The sequence below is a fragment of the Nocardiopsis sp. NRRL B-16309 genome, assembly GCF_001279585.1.
Classification (GTDB): domain Bacteria; phylum Actinomycetota; class Actinomycetes; order Streptosporangiales; family Streptosporangiaceae; genus Nocardiopsis.
The window spans coordinates 1-21,927 of the sequence record NZ_LGEC01000148.1; the positions used below are offsets into that span (position 1 = coordinate 1).

The window sequence follows — 21,927 nt, forward strand, 5'->3', positions numbered from 1 at the left end:
GTCGGGGGGTGGTGGGGGGCGGTTCCGTAGGGTGCGGTCGTCGGTGTCGGGTGTGTCGTGGGGGTGTGCGGTGTCGGGTCACGGCGAGGTGGTGGCGGCGTTGCGGGCGGAGTCGGCGGCGCTGGAGGGGGTGTTGTCGGGGTTGTCGGAGGCGGAGGCGGTGTTGCCTTCGCGGTGTGCTCCGTGGGATGTGGCGGCGTTGTCGGTGCACACGGTGGGGGCGTTGCTGCGGGTGGGGTTGATGTTGGAGGAGGCGCCGCCGGGGCCGGGGGTGGGGTTGGTGTCGGCGGCGGGGTACTACGCGCCGGATGTGCGGTTCTCGCCGGAGGTGAACGGTGAGCGGGTGCGTTCGGCGCTGGTGGCGGCGGAGCGGCGTGCGGACGCGGGTGAGCCGGGGCGGGTGCTGCGGGAGCGGTGGCGTCCGCTCCTGGCGCGGTTGGCGTCCGAGGAGGGCGGCCGGGTGGTGGTGACGCGGCACGGTGATCCGATGCGGTTGACGGATTTCCTGGTGACGCGGGTGGTGGAGGCGTTGGTGCACGGGTTGGACCTGGCGGACGCGCTGGGTCGGGAGCCGTGGTGTTCGCGTGAGGGGTTGGGTGTGGTGACGGGGTTGGTGTTCGGGGGCGCCGACATGGTGGCGGTGGAGGCGGTGTTGCCGGGCGCGGCGGACGGCGGTGCTGGGTCGGTGGCGGCGGTGCGCGCGGTGACGGGGCGCGGGGGTCCTGTGGTGGACCGGGACGCGCTGGTGGCGGCGGGGGTGTGGTGGCCGGCTCTGGGGTGAGTCAGGCGTCGCGGCGCGGTTGGGGCAGGTAGCCGCTGACGCGTCCGTAGGCGCGCAGGATGCCGAGGCGCTGGATGGTGCGCATGCCTTCGCGTTCGGCGGTGGCGGTGGCGTCCCAGTGTTCCCAGTTGGCGTCCCAGCCGCCGTCGGGGCGCTGCTGCTTCTCGAAGAGGTCGAGGTTGCGTTCGATCTCGGTGTCGGTGAAGAGCGGCCTGGCGATGTGCTGGGGGTTGGTGGCCAGGTCGAGTGGTGTGTGGGCCCTGCCGTGGTCGTGCAGGCGGACGTCGATGACGGCGCGGAGTTTGGTGGAGAGCCGGTTGATGGCCTGGATGGCCCGTTGGCGGTCGTCGACGTGCTGGAGGAAGGTGCAGAGTCCGACGGCTTCGTGGCCGTTGGTCCAGGCGAGGGTGTCGATGTGCTTCCAGCAGTAGGCGGTGGCGGTGTCGCGCCAGGGGTGGGTGACGCGGCCCTTGTGGAGCAGGCCGGTGATGTGGGCGGTGGTGTCCAGGCGGGCGCTGAAGTCGGTGGTGTGGCGCCACCAGGGGGCGGCTTCGGTGTGGCGGACGGTGGGCAGGACGGGTGGGACGCCTCCGTCGGGTTGGCTGACGCCGGAGAGGTACCGGCAGACGCCCTGGCCGATGTCGTGGGGGATGGGACCGAGTTCGTCGAGGTAGCGCAGGGCGGTCTCGATGGCGAGGGGTTGGCTGGCGTGGCCGCGCAGGTCGGGGTCGAGTCCGTTGCCGTAGCCGCCGTCGAGGTTGCGGTAGGCGGCCAGGGCCGAGCGGACGGGGTGGGTGGGGCCGTTCTGGAAGAGGTGGGCGAAGCGCTGCCGGTCGATCAGCCGGGCGTTGCGCATGGTGAAGTGTTCCGCGGCGCGGACTGAGTCCCAGGTCACGACTGTCATGGTTCGACCGTACGACCGTCGGTCGGCGGGGCGTACGGCTTGTGGGTCAATCCATTCGCGATTTTTACGCCTGGTTCGGGCGGGCGTGGCGGCGGTGTCGGCCGTGGTGGGTGTGGCGCGGGGCCGGGGCGCGGGGTGTGGAGGCTCGGCCCCTTGGGCGCGGGGGGTTCGGCCCTTGGGCGCGGGGGGTTCGGCCCTTGGGCGCGGGGTGTGGCGCCTCTCCGCAAGCGCGGGGCGGCGCCTCAGGCGGGCGCGTGGTCCCTGGCGCGTCGTCGGCGGAGGGTGAGCAGGGCCAGGCCGGTCCAGGAGGCGATGACGACGGCGCCGACGCCGGCCTGCACGGTGACGAGGTGTTCCTGGGGGTAGATGACGCCGGTGAGGTAGTGGTCGATGAAGCCCTCGTCGGGGAGTCCGGCCTGTCCGGCCCGCTCACGGCCCCAGTTCTCGACGTGGGTGAGGGGGCAGATCCAGCCGACGACGCTGATGCTGAGGCCGTAGAGGGCGCAGCCGAGGTGGATCCAGAAGGTGCGGGGCCATTTCCAGGCGAGGAAGCCGCCGATGGCCATGTAGAGGATGAAGGCCGCGTGGGCGACCATGGCGGCTTCGCCGATGATGCGGTAGAGCATGGTGCCTTTCCCGGGGTGGGGGGTGGTGGGCCCGGGGGCGCGGGGAGGTTCGGGTCGGCGCGGGCCGCCACGTGTGGCGGTCCGTCCGCGGTGTCCATGGTGGGCGGTGGAGGTGGGGTGGCCGACACGGCGGGGTCACGGGTGGGCAACGTCGCCGTGGGTGTCCGGCCGGTGGCGCGGGTGGGACGGCGCCGGGCGCGGGGGTGGTCCCCCGCGCCCGGCGCGTTTTCCGCGTTTCCGCGTTTCCGCGGTCCTGCTGTCCTGCTGTCCTTCTGTCCTTCTGTCCTGCGGCCGTCCTAGACGAGCGGGCGCTCGGTCGGCGGGATGGCCACGGGCAGGGTGGTGTCCTCGCTGAGGTAGCGGTCCACGCCGGCGGCGGCGGAGCGGCCCTCGGCGATGGCCCACACGATCAGCGACTGGCCGCGGCCCATGTCGCCGGCGCAGAAGACGCCGTCGACGCTGGTGTGGTAGTCGGCGTCGCGCTGGACGTTGCCGCGGCCGTCGAGGTCGACGCCGAGCGCCTCGATCATGCCCTCCTTCTGGGGGCCGACGAAGCCCATGGCGAGGGTGACGAGGTCGGCGGGGATCTCGCGTTCGGTGCCCTCGACGGGTTCGAAGCCCTTGTCGGTGCGCTTGACCTCGACGAGCTTGAGGGCGCGCACGTTGCCGTCCTCGTCGCCGAGGAACTCCAGGGTGTTGACGGAGTAGATCCGCTTGCCGCCCTCCTCGTGGGCGCTGGTGACCTTGTACAGCATGGGCATGGTGGGCCACGGCTGGTGGTCGGGGCGCTCCTTGGGAGGCTTGGGCATGATCTCGAGCTGGGTGACGGAGGCGGCCCCCTGGCGGTGGGCGGTGCCCACGCAGTCGGCGCCGGTGTCGCCGCCGCCGATGACGACGACGTGCTTGCCCTCGGCGTGGATGGGGGCGCGTTCGATGTCGCCCTCCTGCACCCTGTTGGCCAGGGGCAGGTACTCCATGGCCTGGTAGATGCCCTTGAGTTCGCGGCCGGTGGCGGGCAGGTCGCGCCAGGCGGTGGCTCCGCCGGTGAGGACGACGGCGTCGTGGTCGGCGCGCAGCTGGTCGACGGTGATGTCGACGCCGATGTTGACGCCGGTGCGGAAGGTGGTGCCCTCGGCGGTCATCTGGGCGAGGCGGCGGTCGATGTGCCGCTTCTCCATCTTGAACTCGGGGATGCCGTAGCGGAGCAGGCCGCCGATGCGGTCGGCGCGCTCGTAGACGGTGACGTCGTGCCCGGCTCGGGTGAGCTGCTGGGCGGCGGCGAGTCCGGCGGGGCCGGATCCGACGACGGCGACCTTCCGACCGGTGCGGGTGGCGGGCGGCAGGGGCTTGACCCAGCCTTCCTCCCACGCGCGGTCGATGATGGAGACCTCGACGTTCTTGATGGTGACGGCGGGCTGGTTGATGCCGAGCACGCACGCGGATTCACAGGGGGCGGGGCAGAGCCGTCCGGTGAACTCCGGGAAGTTGTTGGTGGCGTGCAGCCGTTCGATCGCCTCGGCCCAGTCGTGGGTGTAGACGAGGTTGTTCCACTCGGGGATGAGGTTGCCGAGCGGGCATCCGTTGTGGCAGAAGGGGATGCCGCAGTCCATGCAGCGCGAGGCCTGCTTGGTGACGGTTCCTCGGTCGAAGTCCTCGTGGACCTCGCGCCAGTCCTGGATGCGCACGTCGACGGGGCGGTGTGCCGGGAGCTCGCGCTCCGTGATCTTCAGGAAACCCTTGGGGTCAGCCATGTGTTCTTCCTCCTCTCGTGTTCGCTGACGCTCAGGACTGCGCGGAGGCCATGACGGCCTCGTTGACGTCGCGGCCCTCGCGCTCGGCCTCGGCCTGGGCGAGCAGGACGCGCTTGTAGTCGCGCGGCATGACCCGGCTGATCCGGTCGAGTCCGCTGTCGCCGGCGGCCAGGAGGCGTTCGGCGACGGCGGAGCCGGTCTCGGCGTGGTGGCGGGTCAGGACGTCGGTCAGGAACGCCCGGTCCTCGTCGGTGAGGGCCTCGATCTCGACCATCTCGCCGTTGACGCGGTGGGCGTCCAGGTCCAGGACGTAGGCGACGCCGCCGGACATGCCGGCCGCGAAGTTGCGTCCGGTGCGTCCGAGGACGACGGCGCGGCCGCCGGTCATGTATTCGCAGCCGTGGTCGCCGATGCCCTCGACGACGGCGAGCGCACCGGAGTTGCGGACGCAGAAGCGTTCGCCGACGACGCCGCGGAGGAAGATCTCTCCGGAGGTGGCGCCGTAGCCGATGACGTTGCCCGCGATGATGTGGTCCTCGGCGACGAGTCGCGAGTCGGCGTGGGGCCGTACGACGAGGCGGCCGCCGGAGAGGCCCTTGCCGACGTAGTCGTTGGCGTCGCCGGTCAGCCGGAGGGTGACGCCCCTGGGGACGAACGCTCCGAAGGACTGTCCGGCGGAGCCGGTGAAGCTGACGTCGATGGTGTCGTCGGGCAGGCCGTCGGCGCCGTAGCGCTTGGTGACCTCGTGTCCGAGCATGGTGCCGACGGTGCGGTTGACGTTGCGCACGGGCAGTTCGAGCCTGACCGGCTGGCCGAAGTCCAGGGCACCCTCGCTGAGCTGGATGAGGGTGTTGTCCAGGGCCTTCTCCAGGCCGTGGTCCTGGGCGCGGGTGTGGGAGCGGTGGTCGCCGCCCCACGGCTCGACCTCGTGCAGGATGGGGCTCAGGTCCAGGCCCTGGGCCTTCCAGTGCTGGACGGCGTCGGTGGTGTCGAGCAGGTCGACGGCGCCGATGGCCTCGTCGATGCTGCGGAAGCCGAGCTGGGCGAGGTACTCGCGGACCTCCTGGGCGATGAACTCGAAGAAGTTCACGACGTACTCGGCCTTGCCGGAGAACCGTTCGCGCAGGGCGGGGTTCTGGGTGGCGACGCCGACCGGGCAGGTGTCCAGGTGGCACACGCGCATCATGACGCAGCCGGAGACGACCAGGGGCGCGGTGGCGAAGCCGAACTCCTCGGCGCCCAGCAGGGCGGCGATGACGACGTCGCGGCCGGTCTTCATCTGGCCGTCGGTCTGGACGACGATGCGGTCGCGCAGGCCGTTGAGCAGCAGGGTCTGCTGGGTCTCGGCGAGGCCGAGCTCCCAGGGGGTGCCCGCGTGCTTGAGCGAGTTCAGCGGCGAGGCGCCGGTGCCGCCGTCGTGGCCGGAGATGAGGACGACGTCGGCGTGGGCCTTGGACACGCCGGCGGCGACGGTGCCCACTCCGGCCTCGGAGACCAGCTTGACGTGGATCCGCGCGGACGGATTCGCGTTCTTGAGGTCGTGGATGAGCTGGGCGAGGTCCTCGATGGAGTAGATGTCGTGGTGCGGCGGCGGGGAGATGAGCCCGACGCCGGGCGTGGAGTGGCGGGTCCGGGCGACCCACGGGTAGACCTTGTGGCCGGGCAGCTGGCCGCCCTCGCCGGGCTTGGCGCCCTGGGCCATCTTGATCTGGATGTCGTCGGCGTTGCTGAGGTAGTGCGAGGTGACGCCGAAGCGGCCGGAGGCGACCTGCTTGATGGCGCTGCGGCGCAGGTCGCCGTTGGCGTCCGGGGTGAAGCGGGCCGGGTCCTCGCCGCCCTCGCCGGTGTTGGACTTGCCGCCGAGGCGGTTCATCGCGATGGCCAGGGTCTCGTGTGCCTCGGCGGAGATGGAGCCGTAGGACATGGCGCCCGTGGAGAAGCGCTTGACGATCTCGGAGACGGGTTCGACCTCGTCGACGGGGATCGGTTCGCGCACGCCCTCCTTGAGGCGGAAGAGCCCGCGCAGGGTCATGAGCTCCTCGGCCTGGTCGTCGACCTTGGAGGTGTACTCCTTGAAGATCTCGTAGGCGCGGGTGCGGGTGGAGTGCTGGAGCTTGAAGACGGTCTCGGGGCTGAACAGGTGCGGTTCGCCCTCGCGGCGCCACTGGTACTCGCCGCCGACCTCCAGGCGCCGGTGCGCGTTGGGGTTGGCGGTGTGGGCGCGGCGGTGGCGGATGGCGACCTCTTCGGCGAGGACGTCGAAGCCGACGCCGCCCAGGCGTGAGGTGGTGCCGGTGAAGCAGCGGTCGATGACCTCCTGGCCCAGTCCGAGGGCCTCGAAGATCTGGGCGCCGGTGTAGGAGCTGACCGTGGACACGCCGATCTTCGACATGATCTTCAGGACGCTCTTGCCGTAGGCCTTGACGGTGTTGCGCACGGCGGTGTCGGCGTCGATGCCGCCGATGGTGCCGCGCTCGACCAGGTCGCGCACGGTGGCCAGGGCCAGGTACGGGTTGACCGCGGAGGCGCCGTAGCCGACCAGGAGGGCGACGTGGTGGCACTCGCGTACGTCGGCGGCCTCGACGAGCAGGCCGACCTCGGTGCGGGTCTTCTCGCGTACCAGGTGGTGGTGGACGGAGCCGGTGAGCAGCAGCGACGGGATGGGGGCGCGGGTGGCGCCGGCCCGGCGGTCGCTGAGCACGAGGATGTGGGCGCCGTCGGCGATGGCGGCCGAGACCTCGTCGTTGAGTTCCTCCAGGCGGGCGGCGAGGGCGTCGCCGCCGCCGTCGACGGGGTAGGTGCCGTCGACGGTGAAGGTCTTCAGCGCCGGGTTGGTGCGGCCGGCCGCGACGATGGCGGCGAGTTCGGCCTGGTCCACGACGGGGGTGGGCAGGACGAGGCGCTGGGTGTCACCGGGCGCGGCGTCGAGGATGTTGTGCTCGGCGCCGAGCAGGGTGGACAGGCTGGTGACCATCTCCTCGCGGATGGCGTCCAGCGGCGGGTTGGTGACCTGCGCGAAGTTCTGCGAGAAGTAGTCGAAGAGCTGGCGTGAGCGGTCGGAGAGCGCGGCGACCGGGGTGTCGGTGCCCATGGAGCCGATGGGCTCGGCGCCGGTGCGGGCCATCGGTGTGAGGATGATCCGCAGTTCCTCCTCGGTGTAGCCGAACACCTGCTGGGCGAGGTTGAGTTCGGCGACCGGGGCGGGGTCGGCGTCGGGCAGGTCGGCCAGGCGCAGGACGCCGTTGTCGATCCACTCCTGGTAGGGGTGTTCGGCGGCGAGTTCGGCCTTGATCTCCTCGTCCTCGATGATCCGCCCCTGGGCGGTGTCGACGACGAAGATGCGGCCGGGCTGGAGGCGTCCCTTGCGCACGATGGCGGCGGGGTCGATGTCGAGCACGCCGGCCTCGCTGGCCAGGACGACGAGGCCGTCCTCGGTGACCCAGTAGCGCCCGGGGCGCAGGCCGTTGCGGTCCAGGACGGCGCCGACGAGGGTGCCGTCGGTGAAGGACACCGAGGCGGGTCCGTCCCAGGGCTCCATGAGCGTGGAGTGGTACTCGTAGAAGGCCCGGACGGCCGGGTCCATCTCGGTGTGGTTCTCCCACGGCTCGGGGATCATCATGAGCACCGCGTGCGGCAGGGAGCGTCCGCCCAGGTGCAGGAGCTCCAGGGCGTCGTCGAAGGACGCGGTGTCGGAGTCGTCGGGGTCGACGATCGGGAAGATGCGGTCGAGGTCGCCGGGGATGAGGTCGGTGGCGAGCTTGGCCTCGCGGGCCCGCATCATGTTCCGGTTGCCCTTGACCGTGTTGATCTCGCCGTTGTGCGCGACGTAGCGGAACGGGTGGGCCAGGGGCCAGGACGGGAACGTGTTGGTGGAGAACCGGGAGTGGACCAGGGCCAGGCCGGAGGCGTAGCGCCGGTCGGACAGGTCGGGGAAGAACGGCTCCAGCTGCGGGGTGGTGAGCATGCCCTTGTAGGCGATGGTGCGCGGGGACAGGCTCGGGAAGTAGACGTCGGTCTCGTGCTCGGCGCGCTTGCGGACGCAGTAGGCGTAGCGCTCCAGGGCGATGCCGGTGAGGCCTTCGGTGGCGGTGCCCGGGGTGCCTGTGATGAAGAGCTGCCCGAAGTAGGGCATGGCCTGCCGGGCGGCGGGGCCGCTGTACTGGGGCTCGAAGGGCAGTTCGCGCCAGCCGAGGACGGTCAGGCCCTCGTCGGCGGCGATGGCGTCGATGGCCGCGACGGCGGCGGTGCGCTCGGCCGCGTCGGAGGGCAGGAAGGCGATACCGGTGGCGTAGGCGCCGGCCTCGGGGAGCGTGAAGTCGCAGACCTCGGTGTAGAGCTCGTGCGGGATCTGGGTGAGGATGCCCGCGCCGTCGCCGTCGTCGGGGTCGGCTCCGGAGGCTCCGCGGTGGTCGAGGTTGCGGAGGACCGTGAGCGCCTTCTCGACGATGTCGTGGCTGCGACGTCCAGTGAGGTCGGCGACGAAGCCCACACCGCAGGCGTCGTGCTCAAAGGCGGGGTCGTACAGGCCCTGGGAAGTGGTTTCCGCGTTCGTTCGGACGGACGAACGCCGCACCTGAGCAGCAGGCATCTACCCTCCTGTCGTCTTTCGTCGGCTTCGTGAAAAGCGCATCCGGGACGACATTGGCCCTGCTGCGTGATCGAGTTGTGCCGCCTGTGAGGGCGGTGGTCCCCTGTGGCGGGCGCCTGTCCGTCACCGCGTGTGTCCACGTCCTCGTGGCGTCGGTGTCGGCCGGGTCGCCCTCGTTGGGGCAGGTTCTCTTATACATGCTGGTCCAGCGGCGATGCGAATCGCAGGTCTAGACCAAGTGCGGCCGCGCGCTACGTCGTTGGTCACGCGGTGTGCCGCCTCGTGGAGGTGACACGGTCTCTCTCGGACGGGTGTGTCCGATGAAAGCTGGCTTTGCCGGTTTTTCCACGAGGGAACCCCGGTAAACCTCCCAAAGTGGATCAAGACTCCGCCCGGAGGCGGTGACCTCAACCTGGGCATGCGGACGCCGAGGACCCTGACCACACATTACCCCGCTGTTAACGCCCCACCCAAGTGGGGACGAAGACTGTGCGGGGGTGATATCCCCCTCATCCTTCGCCGCGCGTCTGACCAGGGCGCCGGTGAACCGGCGCGAACGTGGGACGATCGTCGCATGGCAGGACACCCGACTTCTCCCGGCGCCGCCGGCTCCGGCGCCGCGCGCACAGACGACCTCCCGGCGGATGCCACGGCACCGCCGCTGCCCGCGCCCGCCCCGCCGCTGCCCGAGGCGGCCTACCGGCTGCTGTACGCGCACGGCGTGGACGCCCCGCGCCCGCGCCGCGTGCTGGCCCTGCTGTCCGACGGGCGCTGGTGGAGCGCCAACGACCTCGTGCGCGCCAGCGCTGTGGCGCACTCGGTCGTGGCGGGTCTGCTGCGCGGGTTGGACGAGGCCGGTGAGCTGGTCACCGAGGGCGGTGAGGGCCAGGGGCGCGTCCGGCTGGTCCGGCCCGCCGACTACCGCGGCGCCTCGCTCGACGACCTGGCCGACCCGGTGGCCCACATGGTGCCGCGGCACGCCCGCAACGCGGCCGAACTGGCCCGCGCGGTCGTCGAGGGCCCCGAGTCGGACCTGGACCTGGACCACGTCACCGCGACCGCCGACACCGCGCTGCGCCGCGCCCTGTTCCTGACCACCCGCTTCGACCTGTCCGATCGCACGGTGCTGTGCGTGGGCGACCACGACCTGACGTCGGTGGCCCTGGCCCTGGTGTGCCCCAGTGCCCGCACGGTGGTCGTGGACGTCGACGAGCGCGTCCTGGCGCACATCGACGCGCTGTCGGCCTCGCTGGGGCTGCCGGTGCGCACGCACGCGGCCGACCTCCGGCTGGGGCTGCCCTCGACGGTCCGGGGCGTGGCCGACGTGGTGTTCACCGATCCGCCCTACACCCCCGACGGGGTGGAGCTGTTCGTACGGCGGGGGCTGGAGGGCATGGCCGACCCCCGCAGGGGCCGGGTCCTGGTGGCCTACGGCGCGAGCGAGGCCACCCCGCGCCTGGCCGCGACGACGCAGGCCCGGCTGCTGCGCATGGACCTGCTGGTGGAGTCGATGTGGCCGGACTTCAACCGCTACCAGGCGGCCGAGTCGATCGGTGCCGCCTCGGACCTGTACGTGCTGCGCCCGCTCTCGCGCACGCCTCCCGGCGGCACGGACGAGGCCGCGCGCGTGTACAGCCAGGGCGTCAACGCCAAGGAGGCCAGGGGCGGACTGGACGCCGAGGCCGCGCTGGGCGTGGCCGCCAGGGCGGTCGAGGACCAGGGCGGTGCCTCCGTCGCCGGGGAGCCGACGCTGGTGGGCGAGTGGCCCGCCGAGGTGACGCGCGGAGGCAGGGTCCGGCTCTCGACGTGGATGGACTCCCCCGCCCCGGCGGCGGGGTTCGCCGTGGTCAACCTCACCGGTGGCTGGGAGCGGCTGGCGGCGCGCGCGGCGCTGGCCGCCACCACCGACACGGTGTACGTGCTGGTGCCCTCCGCCGCGGCGTGCGTCCGGGACGAGGCGGGCCAGCGCGCGCTGCGCGCGATGCTGGAGCCGCGCTTCGGGGTGCGGTTCCTGCGCGGCTTCGGCCGGTCGGATCTGACCGCGGTCCGGCTCCTGCGGGGACCGGAGTCCGACACCGCGTCGGCGGTCGACCGGCTGCTGGCCCACGTGAAGGGGCGGGCGCACGGGACGCTGACGTCCACGCTGCGGGGCGGCCTGGTCGAGGTGTCGGCGTGGCTGGGGCGGCCGGTGAACAAGCGCACGGCGCGGCACGCGGTGGCGTCGGCGCCGGGGTGGGTGGCGGGGCACAGCCTGCTCGACCTGCCCGAGCACCGGTTCGCCGAGCTGCGCGGGGTGGCCCAGGGCCTGCTGGCGGAGATCGGAGAGGCGTAGGGCGTGTTCCGCGGACACTCGCCCCGCTGCGCGGCGGGTCCGCTCCGGAGCCGTTCCCTGGGTCCGCGCACGGCTGCGGCCGCCGACCCGTGCGGGTCGGCGGCCGCGGGAGTTCCCTGGGTCGTGTTTTTTGCAGCATTCCGGGCTCGCGGCCGCCAGGCTGCCTCTCGCCGCGCCTCTGCGCTCGTGAAGCACAACCAGGCTGAACTTCGCACATCCTTGCGAGAGATGGCCTGGCGACCGCTCGCTCACCCGAAAGCCTGGAAAAAAGACTCCCTAGTCGGTGCCGGTCGTGCCGGTGGTGCCGTCCGTGGTCCCGGTGCCGTCGGTGGTGCCCGTCCCGTCGGTGGTACCGGTCCCGTCCGTGGTCCCGGTGCCGTCGGTCGTGCCGTCCGTGGTCCCGGTCCCGTCGGTGCTCCCCCCGGGCTCCTCCTCGCGCAGGTTCACCATGCGCCGGTAGAGCGGGTCGCGGAAGTTGGCCAGCGCGACCAGCGGGCTGGACAGGCTGACCCGGTCCTCGACCGACTCAGAACCGGTCGGCTGCACCCACACGACCACGAGGTAGTGGCCGCTGATGATGGCGTCGGCGGCGCTGTAGCCCTCACCGAGCCGGTTGAAGGGGTCCTGGCCCGAGGGCGGCACGACGAACCCCGTCGCGGGCGCCGCCGCGGCGTCCTCGTCCTCTTCCCCGCCCTCGGCGTCCTCGGGTTCGGCCATCGCGGCGGCGACGGCACGGCTGCCCTCGACGTCGCCGAGGTTGAACACGGCGGCCACGCCGAAGTAGGTGTCGGAGACGTAGGTGGCACGGCCCGCCTGCGCGCAGTCGGCCGCGGCGAGGGCGTCCCGGACGTCCTGGCCCCACACGGCCTGTGAGCAGTCCTCGACCAGGTCGGAGTCGCGCAGCGTGAACTCCAGGCTCTGGCTGGAGATCTCGGCGTTGTTGCGCTCGAACAACTCGCCTTCGTTCAGGACCCGTGAGTCGTCCTCACGGGAGGCCAGGACGGTGTTCATCTCGCCGCTGTCGACGACCTGGTAGGCGGCCGGGCGCGCCTGGACGGGCGCGGATCCGCCCTCCTGGGAACCGGATCGCAGGTAGAAGACGACTCCGACGCCGATCAGCGCGACGACCAGCACGCCCACGAGGGCGAAGAGCAGGGGCCGGCCGCGCCGTGCCTCCTGCTTCCTGCGGCCTCCGGCGCGGCGCCGTCCTCCCGACCGCCGGGACCGGCCGTCGTCCTCGACGGGGGCCGCAGCGCCGGGTTCGCTGACTTTCCTGCGACGTCCCACGGAGCCGGACGCCGGCGGTTCGGAAGGGGACACCATGGACCTTTCCTCGGGGCGGGCCGTCCGCGTGATCGCGGACCGGCCCGTGTTCGCTCGGGCGGGAGGCGGGCCTGGCCCGGCCTCCGCACGACCCTGGCGGATGGGTCGATCTGTCCGAGATCCTATCGGGGCCCCCGAGGGCGCCAGGACGAGGATGGAGCCCAGGGCTCCGCGCCGGGTGGAAACACAGCGCCCGCCATGCGCCCCGTGGGCGATGGCGGGCGGTGCTCGGGCCCCGGGCTGGCCTAGTCCCGGTCGGCCTCCACGACCTCGTCGTAGACGTAGCGCACGGCGTTCATGGACGCCACGCTCAGCGTCGCCATGTCGGAGTCGTCGCCGGGGTCGGAGCCGTCGGTGCGGGCGACCCAGAACACGGCCAGGTAGTGGCCCATGACCTGGGTGCTGGCCTGGCTGTAGCCCTCTTGCAGAGCCTGCACGTCACCGGTCTGCGAGAGCACGAATCCGGCGCTGTGCTCGGGGTTGCTCGGGTCCAGAACGGCGGCCACGTCCGCGGCCGCGTCGCTGTTGGCCAGGTCGAACAGCGAGACCTGGGCGACGTACTCTCCGCCGGAGTCGGTGTAGACACCGTTCGCGGCGTTGACGCAGTTGCCGTCGACCAGGCTCTGGCCCAGGTCCTCGCCCCACACCATGGAGGTGCAGGAGTCGGTCACCGAGCTGTCCTGGAGTTCGAGGGACATGCCGTCCAGCTCGATCTCCTCGACCGGGCCGAACACGGCGTCCTCGGTCATCGGCTCGTGCCCCTCGGGGCGCTCGTTGATGGCTCCGAAGACGTCGTCGCGGTTGCCCTCGGACAGGTACAGATCCGGAGTGAGGGTGCCGTGCCCGTCGGGCGGGATGACGACGGCCTGGTCACCGCCCTCGATCACGCCGTCGGAGGTGGTCGTCAGCTGGAAGACCAGCAGTCCGAGCAGGGCGACCAGGGCGACGCCGAAGGCGCCCAGCAGCACGCCCAGGGCGGCGGTGCCGCGCTTGCGCTTGCTCTGCTCGGCCAGCGTGTACACGATCTGGTTGGGCCGGTCGCCCAGGACGGAGACCTTCTTGATGGCGGAGGCGGAGAAGGCCGAGACCTTGCCCACACCGCCGCGTCCCACGGCCGAGGGGGCGCGTGAGCCGCCGCGGCGGCGCCGGGAGGCGCGCCTCGATCCCCTGCGCCGGGGCTCGCCGCCGGCGCCGTCGTCGCGGGCCTCGTCCTGTGCCTGGTCGTCGGGGCCCTCGTCGTAGCGCTCGGACTCGTCGGCACGGGTGTGGGTGTGGCCGTACTCCGCGGAGAAGTCCTCCTCGGGGTCGTAGCCGTCGGTGCCCGTGTCGGGCCCGAGGTCGTCGGGGCGGTCGTAGGCCCGGTCGGCGCGGCGTGTACCGCCGCGCCGACCTCTGCGCCCGGACCGGGACTCAGCTCTGCTCACGGTCTTTCTCAATCGTCAACCCGGGGTCTGCTCGAAGGTGCGGGGAGCACCGCTGGGTGTGGCCGGACACGGCCGCAGGTCCAGATGGTTCCCCTGCGCTACTCGGGCTTGGTCCCGGAGTCGGTGCCCGTGTCCTCGGATGCGCTCTCGGTGGAGCTCTCGGTACTAGATCGCTCAGGGCTCGGGTGGTATTCCGTCCCCGCCCCCTCTGAACTGCCGTTCCGTGTTCCGATCTCCGAATCCTCGGCGTCCACGGCGCTGTAGACGGTGCTGTCGTCAGCGACATCACTCTCGGGTGTGGGACCGAACACCTGGGTTCCGGCGTCGTGCCCGTGCGGGACGACCGCGGAGGAGAACCGGTCCAGCCGGCGGCCCGCCCACACGAAGTAGACCAGGGCGCCCAGGAAGACCGCGATGGAGGTCCAGTTGTTCAGGCGCAGGCCGAAGAAGTCGTTGGCCGGGTCGATCCGCAGGTACTCGATCCAGAACCGGCCCACACAGTAGCCCATGACGTAGAGCGCGAACAGTCGTCCGCCCGCGAGGCGCTCCTCGTAGCGGCGGCCGAGGTAGGCCAGCAGGACGGCCAGGCCCAGGCACCACAGGGACTCGTAGAGGAAGGTGGGGTGGTACAGGGTCTCGCCGGGGATCATGCCCTGGCGCAGGCCGCCCTCGGGGTAGGGGTTGATGCGCAGGGCCCAGGGCAGGTCGGTGGGGGCGCCGAAGAGCTCCTGGTTGAAGTAGTTGCCCCAGCGGCCGATGGCCTGGGCGAGCGGGATGGTGGGCGCGATCGCGAAGGAGAGCTTGGACATGGACAGGCCGCGCTTGCGCGCGACGATCCACACGCCCACGGCGCCCAGCGGGACGGCGCCCCAGATGCCCAGGCCGCCCTCCCACACGTACAGGGCGCGGATGGGTTCGCGGCCGGGCCCGAAGTAGAGCTGGGCGTCGCTGATGACGTGGTAGAGGCGGCCGCCGATCAGGCCGAGGATCACGGCCCACACGGCCATGTCCATGATGGTGCCGCTCTCACCCCCCATGCGGGCCCAGCGGCGTTCACTCCAGAACACCGCCACGATGACCCCGGCGAGGATGCACAGGGCGTAGAAGTGGATCTCCAGGGGTCCGATCGGGATCGAGCTGATCTCGGGGCTGGGAATGGCCGCGAGGGCGCGGCCGTACTCGGCCGCGCCCTCGGAAGCTGTCGACGACACAGTCACTGCTCTGCTCTCAGGTTCGCCCCGCGTGCGGGGGTGGCTACTGGGATGTGTCCGCTTCGCCCCCGTCGCCCAGCGGCTCGGTCTGGACCTCGCCGGCGTCCGCCTCGGCGATCGCCTGGGTCAGGCCCCTGACCGTCATGGCGGTGTCATTGGAGAGCAGCTCGCCGTTGATGTAGACGGCGGGGGTTCCGCGGAACATGTTGTCTCCGCTGTAGCGAGTGTAGATCGTCCCCGTGGCATCGATGATCTCGCCCGTGTAGGTGCCCTCCAGGAAGGAGGGGTCGTGCCCGTGGTCGGCGCCCCAGGAGATGAGGTCGGACAGGACCATGGTGCCCAGGGTGTCCTCGCCGATCTCCTCGGCGGCGGACTCGGTCAGTGCGGGCAGGTAGTCCTGGGTGAACCGCTCGACGACCTCGGCCTCCTCCTCGACGCGGGCGTCGAAGGTCTCGGCCTCCTCCTCGGTGCCTCCGGCCTCGCGGAACCACTCCTGGAGCTCGGCGACGGTGAAGCCCTCCTGTCCCTCGGCGGGCTGGTTCTCGAACAGCAGGTCGTTGTACTGGACGAACACCCCGGCGTCGGCGGCGGCCCGGGCGGCGGCTCCGGCCCGCAGGGAGTTGCTGCTGATGGGCGCCGGCTGCTGGGCGAAGATGCTGACCGGGCGGTAGTGGACGATGGCCTCGCCCTCGGCGGCGCTCTCCTTGAGGGTGTCCCCGTTGAGCAGCTCGAACTGGCGGCAGGCGGGGCACTGGTAGTCGGCGTAGACCTCCACGACCGGGGCCTCCACGCCCTCCTCGGCCAGGACGACGCTGCCGTCCTCCTGCAGGACCTGCGGCGGCAGGGCGCCCTCGAATCCGCTGTCGCGCCGGTCGGCGGTCAGGACGGCGTAGCCGACGCCGACGATGAGCACCACGACGATGGCGGCCACGCCGACGACGAGGAGGGTCTTCTTGCGCTGCGCGGCGCGCTTCTCCTTCGCCCTCTGCTCCTTGAGCCTTTCGCGCGAGCGCTTGCGCGCTTCACTCCCCATGCTTTCCTCGGTTTCTGGACGTGCGGTGTCGGTCGGTCGCCGTTCGGCGCGCGGTCTCAGCGGAACAGGCCGAGGGCGCGGTCGACGGCGAAGGGTGAGCGGGGCCAGATCGCGATGAAGGCGCCCAGTGCGGCGAAGCCGATGTCGCGGGCGATGGACAGCCCGTAGCTGGTCTCGCCGGGGTCGACCTGTCCCCCGCCGCCGAAGCAGCCGCAGTCGATGCTCAGGCCGCGGGCCATGGCCGAGACGATGCCGGCGATGAACGCGATCATGAGCAGGGCGCTGACGGCCCCGGTGAAGCGGGTGGCCAGCCCGACCAGCAGGAGCAGGGCCAGGGCGATCTCGAAGAGCGGGAGGGTGTAGCCGATGAGTTCGGCGATCTCGACCGGGAAGAGGTCGTAGGCCTCCACCGCCTGGATCGACAGGGCGGGCGGGTACTTGGACACGGCCGCGTAGAGCAGCACGCCGGCGAGCCCGAGACGGCAGGCGAGCGTGATCCAGGGCTGGACGGCCGGCCAGCGTGTGGGGGACGCGGGTGGCGCGGTGGTGTCGTCTGCGGTGTCCATCGTGGGGCCTTCGCGGAGTGGGTCGGGTCGGGGGCGACGCTGAGGACACCGGTGGCATCGCTCAGGGTAGTGGTCCAGATACTACTGGTCGCAGCGCCCCGGTGGCACTCGGATGGCGGGCCCCGGACGCGTCCGGAGGCTCCCGCCGCGCGCCGTTTCCATACCACCATCGATCCGGTCCCCACGGTGGCCGAATCGGAGGCGGCGGGTAGGATCTCACGGGATTCTCACCTTCTTTACCGCTTTCTTGCCCGGGTTCCGGTGCGGGCCCGGAGGTGCCCGCGACAGGAGCGCGCCCGGGAGCGCCACACGACAACGGTGGCCGCCCCCGAGGGAGCGGCCACCGTGGTGTGGATGCGCGTGCGGTCAGCGGCGCACGCCCGCCGCGAGCTCCTGGGCGAAGGAGCGGACGGCGGTCAGCGCGGTCTCCAGGTCGGGGGCGTCCAGGACCCGCTGGCAGAACCCGGCACCGACGATGACGCCGTCGGCGTAGGCGGCGACCTCGGCGGCCTGGGCGGCGGTGGAGATGCCCAGGCCCACGCAGATCGGCAGGCCGGAGTCGGCGGTGGTCTCCCGTACCCGGCGCACCAGGGTCTCGGCGGTGTCGGCGACCTGCGCGCGGGTGCCGGTGACCCCCATGAGGGAGGCCGCGTAGACGAAGCCCGAGCAGGCGTCGGTGGTCAGCGCGAGCCTGCGGTCGGTGGAGGAGGGCGCCACGAGGAAGATCCGGTCCAGTCCGGCGGCCGTGGAGGCCTCGACCCACTCCTGGGACTCCTCGGGGATGAGGTCGGGGGTGATCACCCCGGCCCCGCCCGCCTTGGCCAGCCGGTCGGCGAACCGGCCGACCCCGTAGCGCTCGATCGGGTTCCAGTAGGACATGACCACCGCGGCGGCGCCGGTGGCGGCGGTCGCCTCGACCACGCGGAACACGTCGTCGGTGGTGGTCCCGGCGGCCAGTGCGCGGTCGGCGGCGCGCTGGATGGTGGGGCCGTCCATCATGGGGTCGGAGTAGGGCAGGCCGACCTCGACGACGTCGCAGCCGCCCTCGACCATGGCCTCCACGACCTTGACGGAGGACTCCACGTCGGGGAACCCGGCGGGCAGGTAGCCGATGAGGGCGGCGCGGCCGGCCGCCCGGGTCTCGGCCAGCGTGGTCTGCAGCGTGGTGGCGGTCATCGCGCCTGTCCTTCCGGGTCCGAGTCCATGAGGCCGAAGTAGGCGGCCGCGGTGTCGACGTCCTTGTCGCCGCGCCCGGAGAGGTTCACCAGGATGACGGCGTCGGGGCCCAGGCGCTCGCCGAGCTTGCGGGCTCCGGCCAGGGCGTGGGCGCTCTCGATGGCGGGGATGATGCCCTCGGTGCGGCACAGCAGCCGGAAGGCCTCCATGGCCTCGGCGTCGGTGATGGGCTCGTAGTGGGCGCGCCCGGTGTCGGCGAGGTAGGCGTGTTCGGGGCCCACCGCCGGGTAGTCGAGTCCGGCGGAGATGGAGTGGCTGGGCAGGGTCTGCCCGTACTCGTCCTGGAGCAGGTAGGTGCGGGCGCCGTGGAAGACGCCGGGGCTGCCCGCGGTGATGGAGGCGGCGGTGCGCGAGGGCCCCTCTCCCCCGGCCTCGAAGCCGTACAGGGCGACGCCCTCGTCGGGGATGAACGCCGCGAAGATCGCGATGGCGTTGGAGCCGCCGCCCACGCACGCGGCGACGGCGTCGGGCAGGCGCCCGGTGAGGGCCCGGACCTGGTCGCGGGCCTCGGCGCCCACGACGTAGTGCAGGTCGCGCACGAGTTTGGGGAAGGGGTGCGGGCCCGCGACGGTGCCGAAGAGGTAGTGCGTGTGGTCGACGTTGGCGACCCAGTCGCGGAACGCCTCGTTGATGGCGTCCTTGAGGGTGCGGCTGCCGATGGTGACGGGCACGACCTCGGCGCCGAGCATGCGCATGCGGGCGACGTTGAGCGCCTGGCGGCGGGTGTCCTCCTCGCCCATGTAGATCACGCAGTCCAGGCCCATGAGCGCGCAGGCGGTGGCGGTGGCCACGCCGTGCTGCCCGGCCCCGGTCTCGGCGATCACGCGGGTCTTGCCCATGCGCTTGGTGAGCAGGGCCTGGCCGAGCACGTTGTTGATCTTGTGCGAGCCGGTGTGGTTGAGGTCCTCGCGCTTGAGCAGGACGCGTGCCCCGCCGCAGTGCTCGGAGAAGTTGCGCGCGTCGGTGAGGGCGCTGGGGCGCCCGGTGTAGGTGCGCAGCAGGTCGTCGAGTTCGGCCTGGTAGGCGGGGTCCTGGCGGGCCTTCTCCCACTCGGCCTCGACCTCGTCGAGGGCGGCGATGAGGGCCTCGGGGGCGAACCGGCCCCCGAAGCGGCCGTAGTGCCCGTGCGCGTCCGGCACCGGCGGGGTGTTGCTCATGCGAAGTCTCCTACAGACGGGGCCGACCGCGGTGGCGTCCCGGGCGTGGCCGCGGGCCGCGCGGGTCGGCCGTCCGCGCGCCACCGGGCTCGGGCGGCGCGGTCGGGCTGGGGCGTGGCGTGTGCCGTGGATGCTGTTCGCCGCGGGCCGGTGGGAACGCGGCGGACGTGCTGCTGGGTCGTCGCCGCAGGGTGTGCTCGGTACGAGACGGGCCCTGGGAGCGACGAGGTACGGGGAACCCGCGCGGAACGTGCTCTAGGACCATCGCCATCGGCGGCCCGGACGTGTCCGGTCGGTCACCGCTGTCGTCGTTCCCATCCCGGTCCTCAGTTCCTGTCGCGCAGCGCGGGGTGGGCGCCCGCGGTCACCAGGTCGGCCACGGCCTCGCGCGGGTTCCGTCCGCGGACCAGGCTCTCCCCGACGAGGACGGCGCCGGCGCCGGCGCCGGCGTAGGCCAGCAGGTCGTGCGGGCCGCGGATCCCCGATTCTGCGATCTTGACACAGTCGGCGGGGATGCGGGGGGCGAGCCGGGCGAACGTGTCCCGGTCGACCTCCAGGGTCTTGAGGTTGCGGGCGTTGACGCCCACCACGGTCGCTCCGGCCTCCAGGGCGCGGTCGACCTCGTCCTCGTCGTGGACCTCCACGAGCGGGGTCAGTCCCAGGGAGCGGGCGCGCTCGACCAGGGAGACCAGCGCCTCCTGGGGCAGGGCCGCGACGATGAGCAGGATCGCGGAGGCCCCGAAGACGCGGGCCTCCCACAGCTGGTAGGAGCTGACCACGAAGTCCTTGCGCAGCAGCGGCGTGTCGACCGCCTTGTGGACCGCTTCGAGGTCGGCGAGGCTGCCCTTGAAGCGCCGCTGTTCGGTCAGGACGCTGATCCAGGCGGCTCCGCCGGCCTCGTAGTCGCGGGCGAGGGCGGCCGGGTCGCCGATCGAGGCCAGCGGCCCCTTGGAGGGGCTGGCGCGCTTGACCTCGGCGATCACGTGGACTCCGGGGCGGCGCAGCGCGGCTTCGGCGTCCTTGGGGGTGGGCACCGACTCGGCCAGGGCCTTGAGGCGGTCCAGCGGGAGTTCGGCCTCCCGCTCCGCCAGGTCGGCGCGTACCCCGTCGAGGATCTCGTCGAGCACGCTCACCAGTTACCGCTCCCTACGTGAATTGGCCGGTCACGGTGGTCGGACCCGTCTGGGGCGGTGTCCGCGCGCGGCGGGCTTCGGTTGAGCCGCCGACACACCGTGTGCTCGTCATCGTATCCACCCACCCGGCCGGTGGGGGCGCCGCCCCCACCCGCGGGTCCGTCAGTAGGTGGTCGTCGGGGCGGTGGCCATGAGCCCGACCAGCACCACGAAGAACAGGATGTACAGCACGACGAAGACGATCATCAGGATGAAGCTGACCAGGCCGATGATCCCCATGATCTTGGCGGTCTTGGCCGCGGACTCGGCGCCGGCGTAGTCGCCCATCTCCCACTTGCTGCTGACCTGGAGGGAGAAGATCAGCCCGATGATGCCGATCACGGTGCAGCTGAGGATGCCCAGGATGTTGTGCACCATGTAGTTCTTGGGCGGGCCGCCGGCGGGCGGGACCTGACCGTAACCGGGGCCTTGGCCGTAGCCGCCGGGGGGCGGACCGTAGCCGCCGGTGCCGTAACCACCGGATGGGCCCTGGTGTCCGTAGCTCATGAATCTGCCTTCCGGGAGGAGTGAGGAGTTGTGTCCACAACTGGGACGTACACGGGGGTGTCACGGTTCGGTGTGCCGGAGGACCGGCGCGGGGAAGATGCGGTCACCAGCCGGGAAGCAGGGGCACGCCGGGCGCGAGGAACGAGAACCAGGGCAGGTTGCGCAGCAGCCAGTACGCGTTGATGACGATCAGCATGCCCCACAGGAACCAGCCGGGTGTGAGCTTCGGCGGCGTCTTCGGAGGCCGGATCGTCCACGAGAACCAGCGCGTGTAGGCCCACAGGATGTAGGGGGCCAGCAGGAACAGCAGGGGGTTCATGCTCAGGGCGCCGGTGATGTCCAGGTGCGTGGTGAGCGCGATGGCGCGCATGGTGCCGCAGCCGGGGCAGAAGGTCCCGGTGAGCAGCAGCCACGGGCACGTGGGGTAGTTGCCGGGCTCGTTGGGGTCCACGAAGTGCAGGAGTGTGGCACCCAGGAGTCCGAGCGCGCCGAGCCCGGCCGGCCACACGACCGGGGGCAGGGCGTCGACCCGCTGCCGGAGCCGGTCGGTCCACGACGGGGCGGCCGTCGGCGCTTCCGGGGGGTCGGATTCGCTCTGGTGGGTGTGGGGTGGGTGCACGTCGACCAGCCTACGGGGTGGGAGAGGGTTCTGCCCCCGGACGCCGTGGGCGTACGGGGGCAGAGGAGGGCGCCTGCGCGCCGGGGGTCCGACGACTAGTAGTAGGTCGGGGTGCTCGCGGCGGCGACGATGAACATCAGCACGTAGAAGGCGATGAGCAGTACGTACGCGATGCCGCCGAGGATGAAGGCGAGCTTGGTGAACTTCTTGGCCTGGGCCTGCGCCTCCATGGCACCGGCCTGGTCGCCCCGGTTCCACAGGTCGTTGACCTTGGTGGCGTTGATGATGGCCGGGATGGCGAAGGGCCAGCAGCAGAAGATGGCGACGATGGCCCAGGTCAGACCATTGTCGGGCGGGGTTCCGCCGCCCATGGGGGCACCGTAGCCGCCGGAGGGCGGGCCGCCGTAGCCGCCACCGGGGGGCGGGGGGTTGCCGGGGGGCGGGGGACCATAGCTCATGATCGGAACAACTTTCCTGAAAGGGACAAGGGGTTTGCACGCGGCGTACGGAACGCACACCGACCCAACACGGGGCAGGGCTGGGTCACCGGACGAGAGCCGCGGGCAGTAACGAATGATGCCAGATCGGCGAGACATCCATCTGCTGAAACATACGCGGCGGACAGGACCGGTGGAGAGAATCTACCCGCCCTATGCGACCTTCGTCCATTTTCCGTTACCCAGTCGTTGCGAGCTGG

At 71.7% G+C, this 21,927-nt stretch carries 17 protein-coding genes; 2 read left to right on the forward strand and 15 right to left on the reverse strand.

The genetic code is table 11. From position 1 onward, the window contains the following. Positions 1-130 precede the first annotated feature (130 nt). Positions 131-781: a maleylpyruvate isomerase N-terminal domain-containing protein gene (locus tag ADL05_RS28425; protein ID WP_369801011.1), complete on the forward strand. Its 651-nt coding sequence runs from the start codon at positions 131-133 to the stop codon at positions 779-781. A gap of 1 nt (position 782) precedes the next feature. Here the strand turns inward: ADL05_RS28425 and ADL05_RS28430 are convergent, their stop codons facing one another. The 4 genes from ADL05_RS28430 to gltB form a co-directional block, all read right to left on the reverse strand. Then, positions 783-1,676, reverse strand: coding sequence for a hypothetical protein (locus tag ADL05_RS28430; protein ID WP_053620097.1), 894 nt, complete (start codon positions 1,674-1,676; stop codon positions 783-785). A gap of 251 nt (positions 1,677-1,927) precedes the next feature. Beyond that, the gene (locus tag ADL05_RS28435) at positions 1,928-2,311 is read right to left on the reverse strand and encodes a DUF2784 domain-containing protein (protein WP_053620098.1); all 384 of its coding nucleotides are present in this window, start codon (positions 2,309-2,311) and stop codon (positions 1,928-1,930) included. A 296-nt stretch (positions 2,312-2,607) separates the two neighbouring features. Beyond that, positions 2,608-4,062, reverse strand: coding sequence for a glutamate synthase subunit beta (locus ADL05_RS28440; protein WP_053620099.1), 1,455 nt, complete (start codon positions 4,060-4,062; stop codon positions 2,608-2,610). 31 nt (positions 4,063-4,093) lie between these two features. Then, positions 4,094-8,650, reverse strand: coding sequence for a glutamate synthase large subunit (gltB, locus tag ADL05_RS28445; RefSeq protein ID WP_053620100.1), 4,557 nt, complete (start codon positions 8,648-8,650; stop codon positions 4,094-4,096). Positions 8,651-9,224: 574 nt separating this feature from the next. Between gltB and ADL05_RS28450 the strand changes: the two genes are divergently transcribed. Beyond that, a complete protein-coding gene (locus ADL05_RS28450) occupies positions 9,225-10,982 on the forward strand; it encodes a bis-aminopropyl spermidine synthase family protein (RefSeq protein ID WP_053620101.1) in 1,758 nt (585 codons plus the stop codon). A 276-nt stretch (positions 10,983-11,258) separates the two neighbouring features. Here ADL05_RS28450 and ADL05_RS28455 read toward each other — a convergent pair whose 3' ends face one another. The 11 genes from ADL05_RS28455 to ADL05_RS28505 all read right to left on the reverse strand — a co-directional run bounded on the left by ADL05_RS28455 (position 11,259) and on the right by ADL05_RS28505 (position 21,688). Beyond that, the gene (locus ADL05_RS28455) at positions 11,259-12,302 is read right to left on the reverse strand and encodes a hypothetical protein (RefSeq protein ID WP_053620220.1); all 1,044 of its coding nucleotides are present in this window, start codon (positions 12,300-12,302) and stop codon (positions 11,259-11,261) included. A 248-nt stretch (positions 12,303-12,550) separates the two neighbouring features. After that, entirely contained in the window at positions 12,551-13,729 is a 1,179-nt protein-coding gene (locus ADL05_RS28460; RefSeq protein ID WP_053620102.1) for a hypothetical protein, read from the reverse strand. Positions 13,730-13,827: 98 nt separating this feature from the next. Then, positions 13,828-14,940, reverse strand: a complete 1,113-nt coding sequence (lgt, locus tag ADL05_RS28465; RefSeq protein WP_053620103.1) for a prolipoprotein diacylglyceryl transferase — start codon at positions 14,938-14,940, stop codon at positions 13,828-13,830. A 43-nt stretch (positions 14,941-14,983) separates the two neighbouring features. Beyond that, positions 14,984-15,973 (reverse strand): thioredoxin domain-containing protein, encoded by a 990-nt coding sequence (locus ADL05_RS28470; protein ID WP_053620104.1) that lies wholly within the window; start codon positions 15,971-15,973, stop codon positions 14,984-14,986. 56 nt (positions 15,974-16,029) lie between these two features. Further along, entirely contained in the window at positions 16,030-16,539 is a 510-nt protein-coding gene (locus tag ADL05_RS28475) for a MauE/DoxX family redox-associated membrane protein (RefSeq protein WP_053620105.1), read from the reverse strand. 366 nt (positions 16,540-16,905) lie between these two features. Beyond that, positions 16,906-17,715, reverse strand: coding sequence for a tryptophan synthase subunit alpha (gene trpA, locus ADL05_RS28480; RefSeq protein ID WP_053620106.1), 810 nt, complete (start codon positions 17,713-17,715; stop codon positions 16,906-16,908). Next, on the reverse strand, positions 17,712-18,932 hold the full coding sequence (trpB, locus tag ADL05_RS28485; protein ID WP_053620107.1) for a tryptophan synthase subunit beta: 1,221 nt from the start codon (positions 18,930-18,932) through the stop codon (positions 17,712-17,714). Before trpB ends, trpA begins: the two co-directional genes overlap by 4 nt. A gap of 326 nt (positions 18,933-19,258) precedes the next feature. After that, on the reverse strand, positions 19,259-20,065 hold the full coding sequence (gene trpC / locus ADL05_RS28490; protein ID WP_053620108.1) for an indole-3-glycerol phosphate synthase TrpC: 807 nt from the start codon (positions 20,063-20,065) through the stop codon (positions 19,259-19,261). A 162-nt stretch (positions 20,066-20,227) separates the two neighbouring features. Beyond that, a complete protein-coding gene (locus ADL05_RS28495) occupies positions 20,228-20,611 on the reverse strand; it encodes a CD225/dispanin family protein (RefSeq protein WP_053620109.1) in 384 nt (127 codons plus the stop codon). A gap of 103 nt (positions 20,612-20,714) precedes the next feature. Beyond that, positions 20,715-21,230 carry a DUF2752 domain-containing protein gene (locus ADL05_RS28500; RefSeq protein ID WP_231640939.1) on the reverse strand — a complete coding sequence of 172 codons (516 nt, stop codon included), beginning with the start codon at positions 21,228-21,230 and terminating at the stop codon, positions 20,715-20,717. A 95-nt stretch (positions 21,231-21,325) separates the two neighbouring features. Beyond that, positions 21,326-21,688, reverse strand: a complete 363-nt coding sequence (locus tag ADL05_RS28505; protein WP_053620110.1) for a CD225/dispanin family protein — start codon at positions 21,686-21,688, stop codon at positions 21,326-21,328. Positions 21,689-21,927 lie beyond the last annotated feature (239 nt).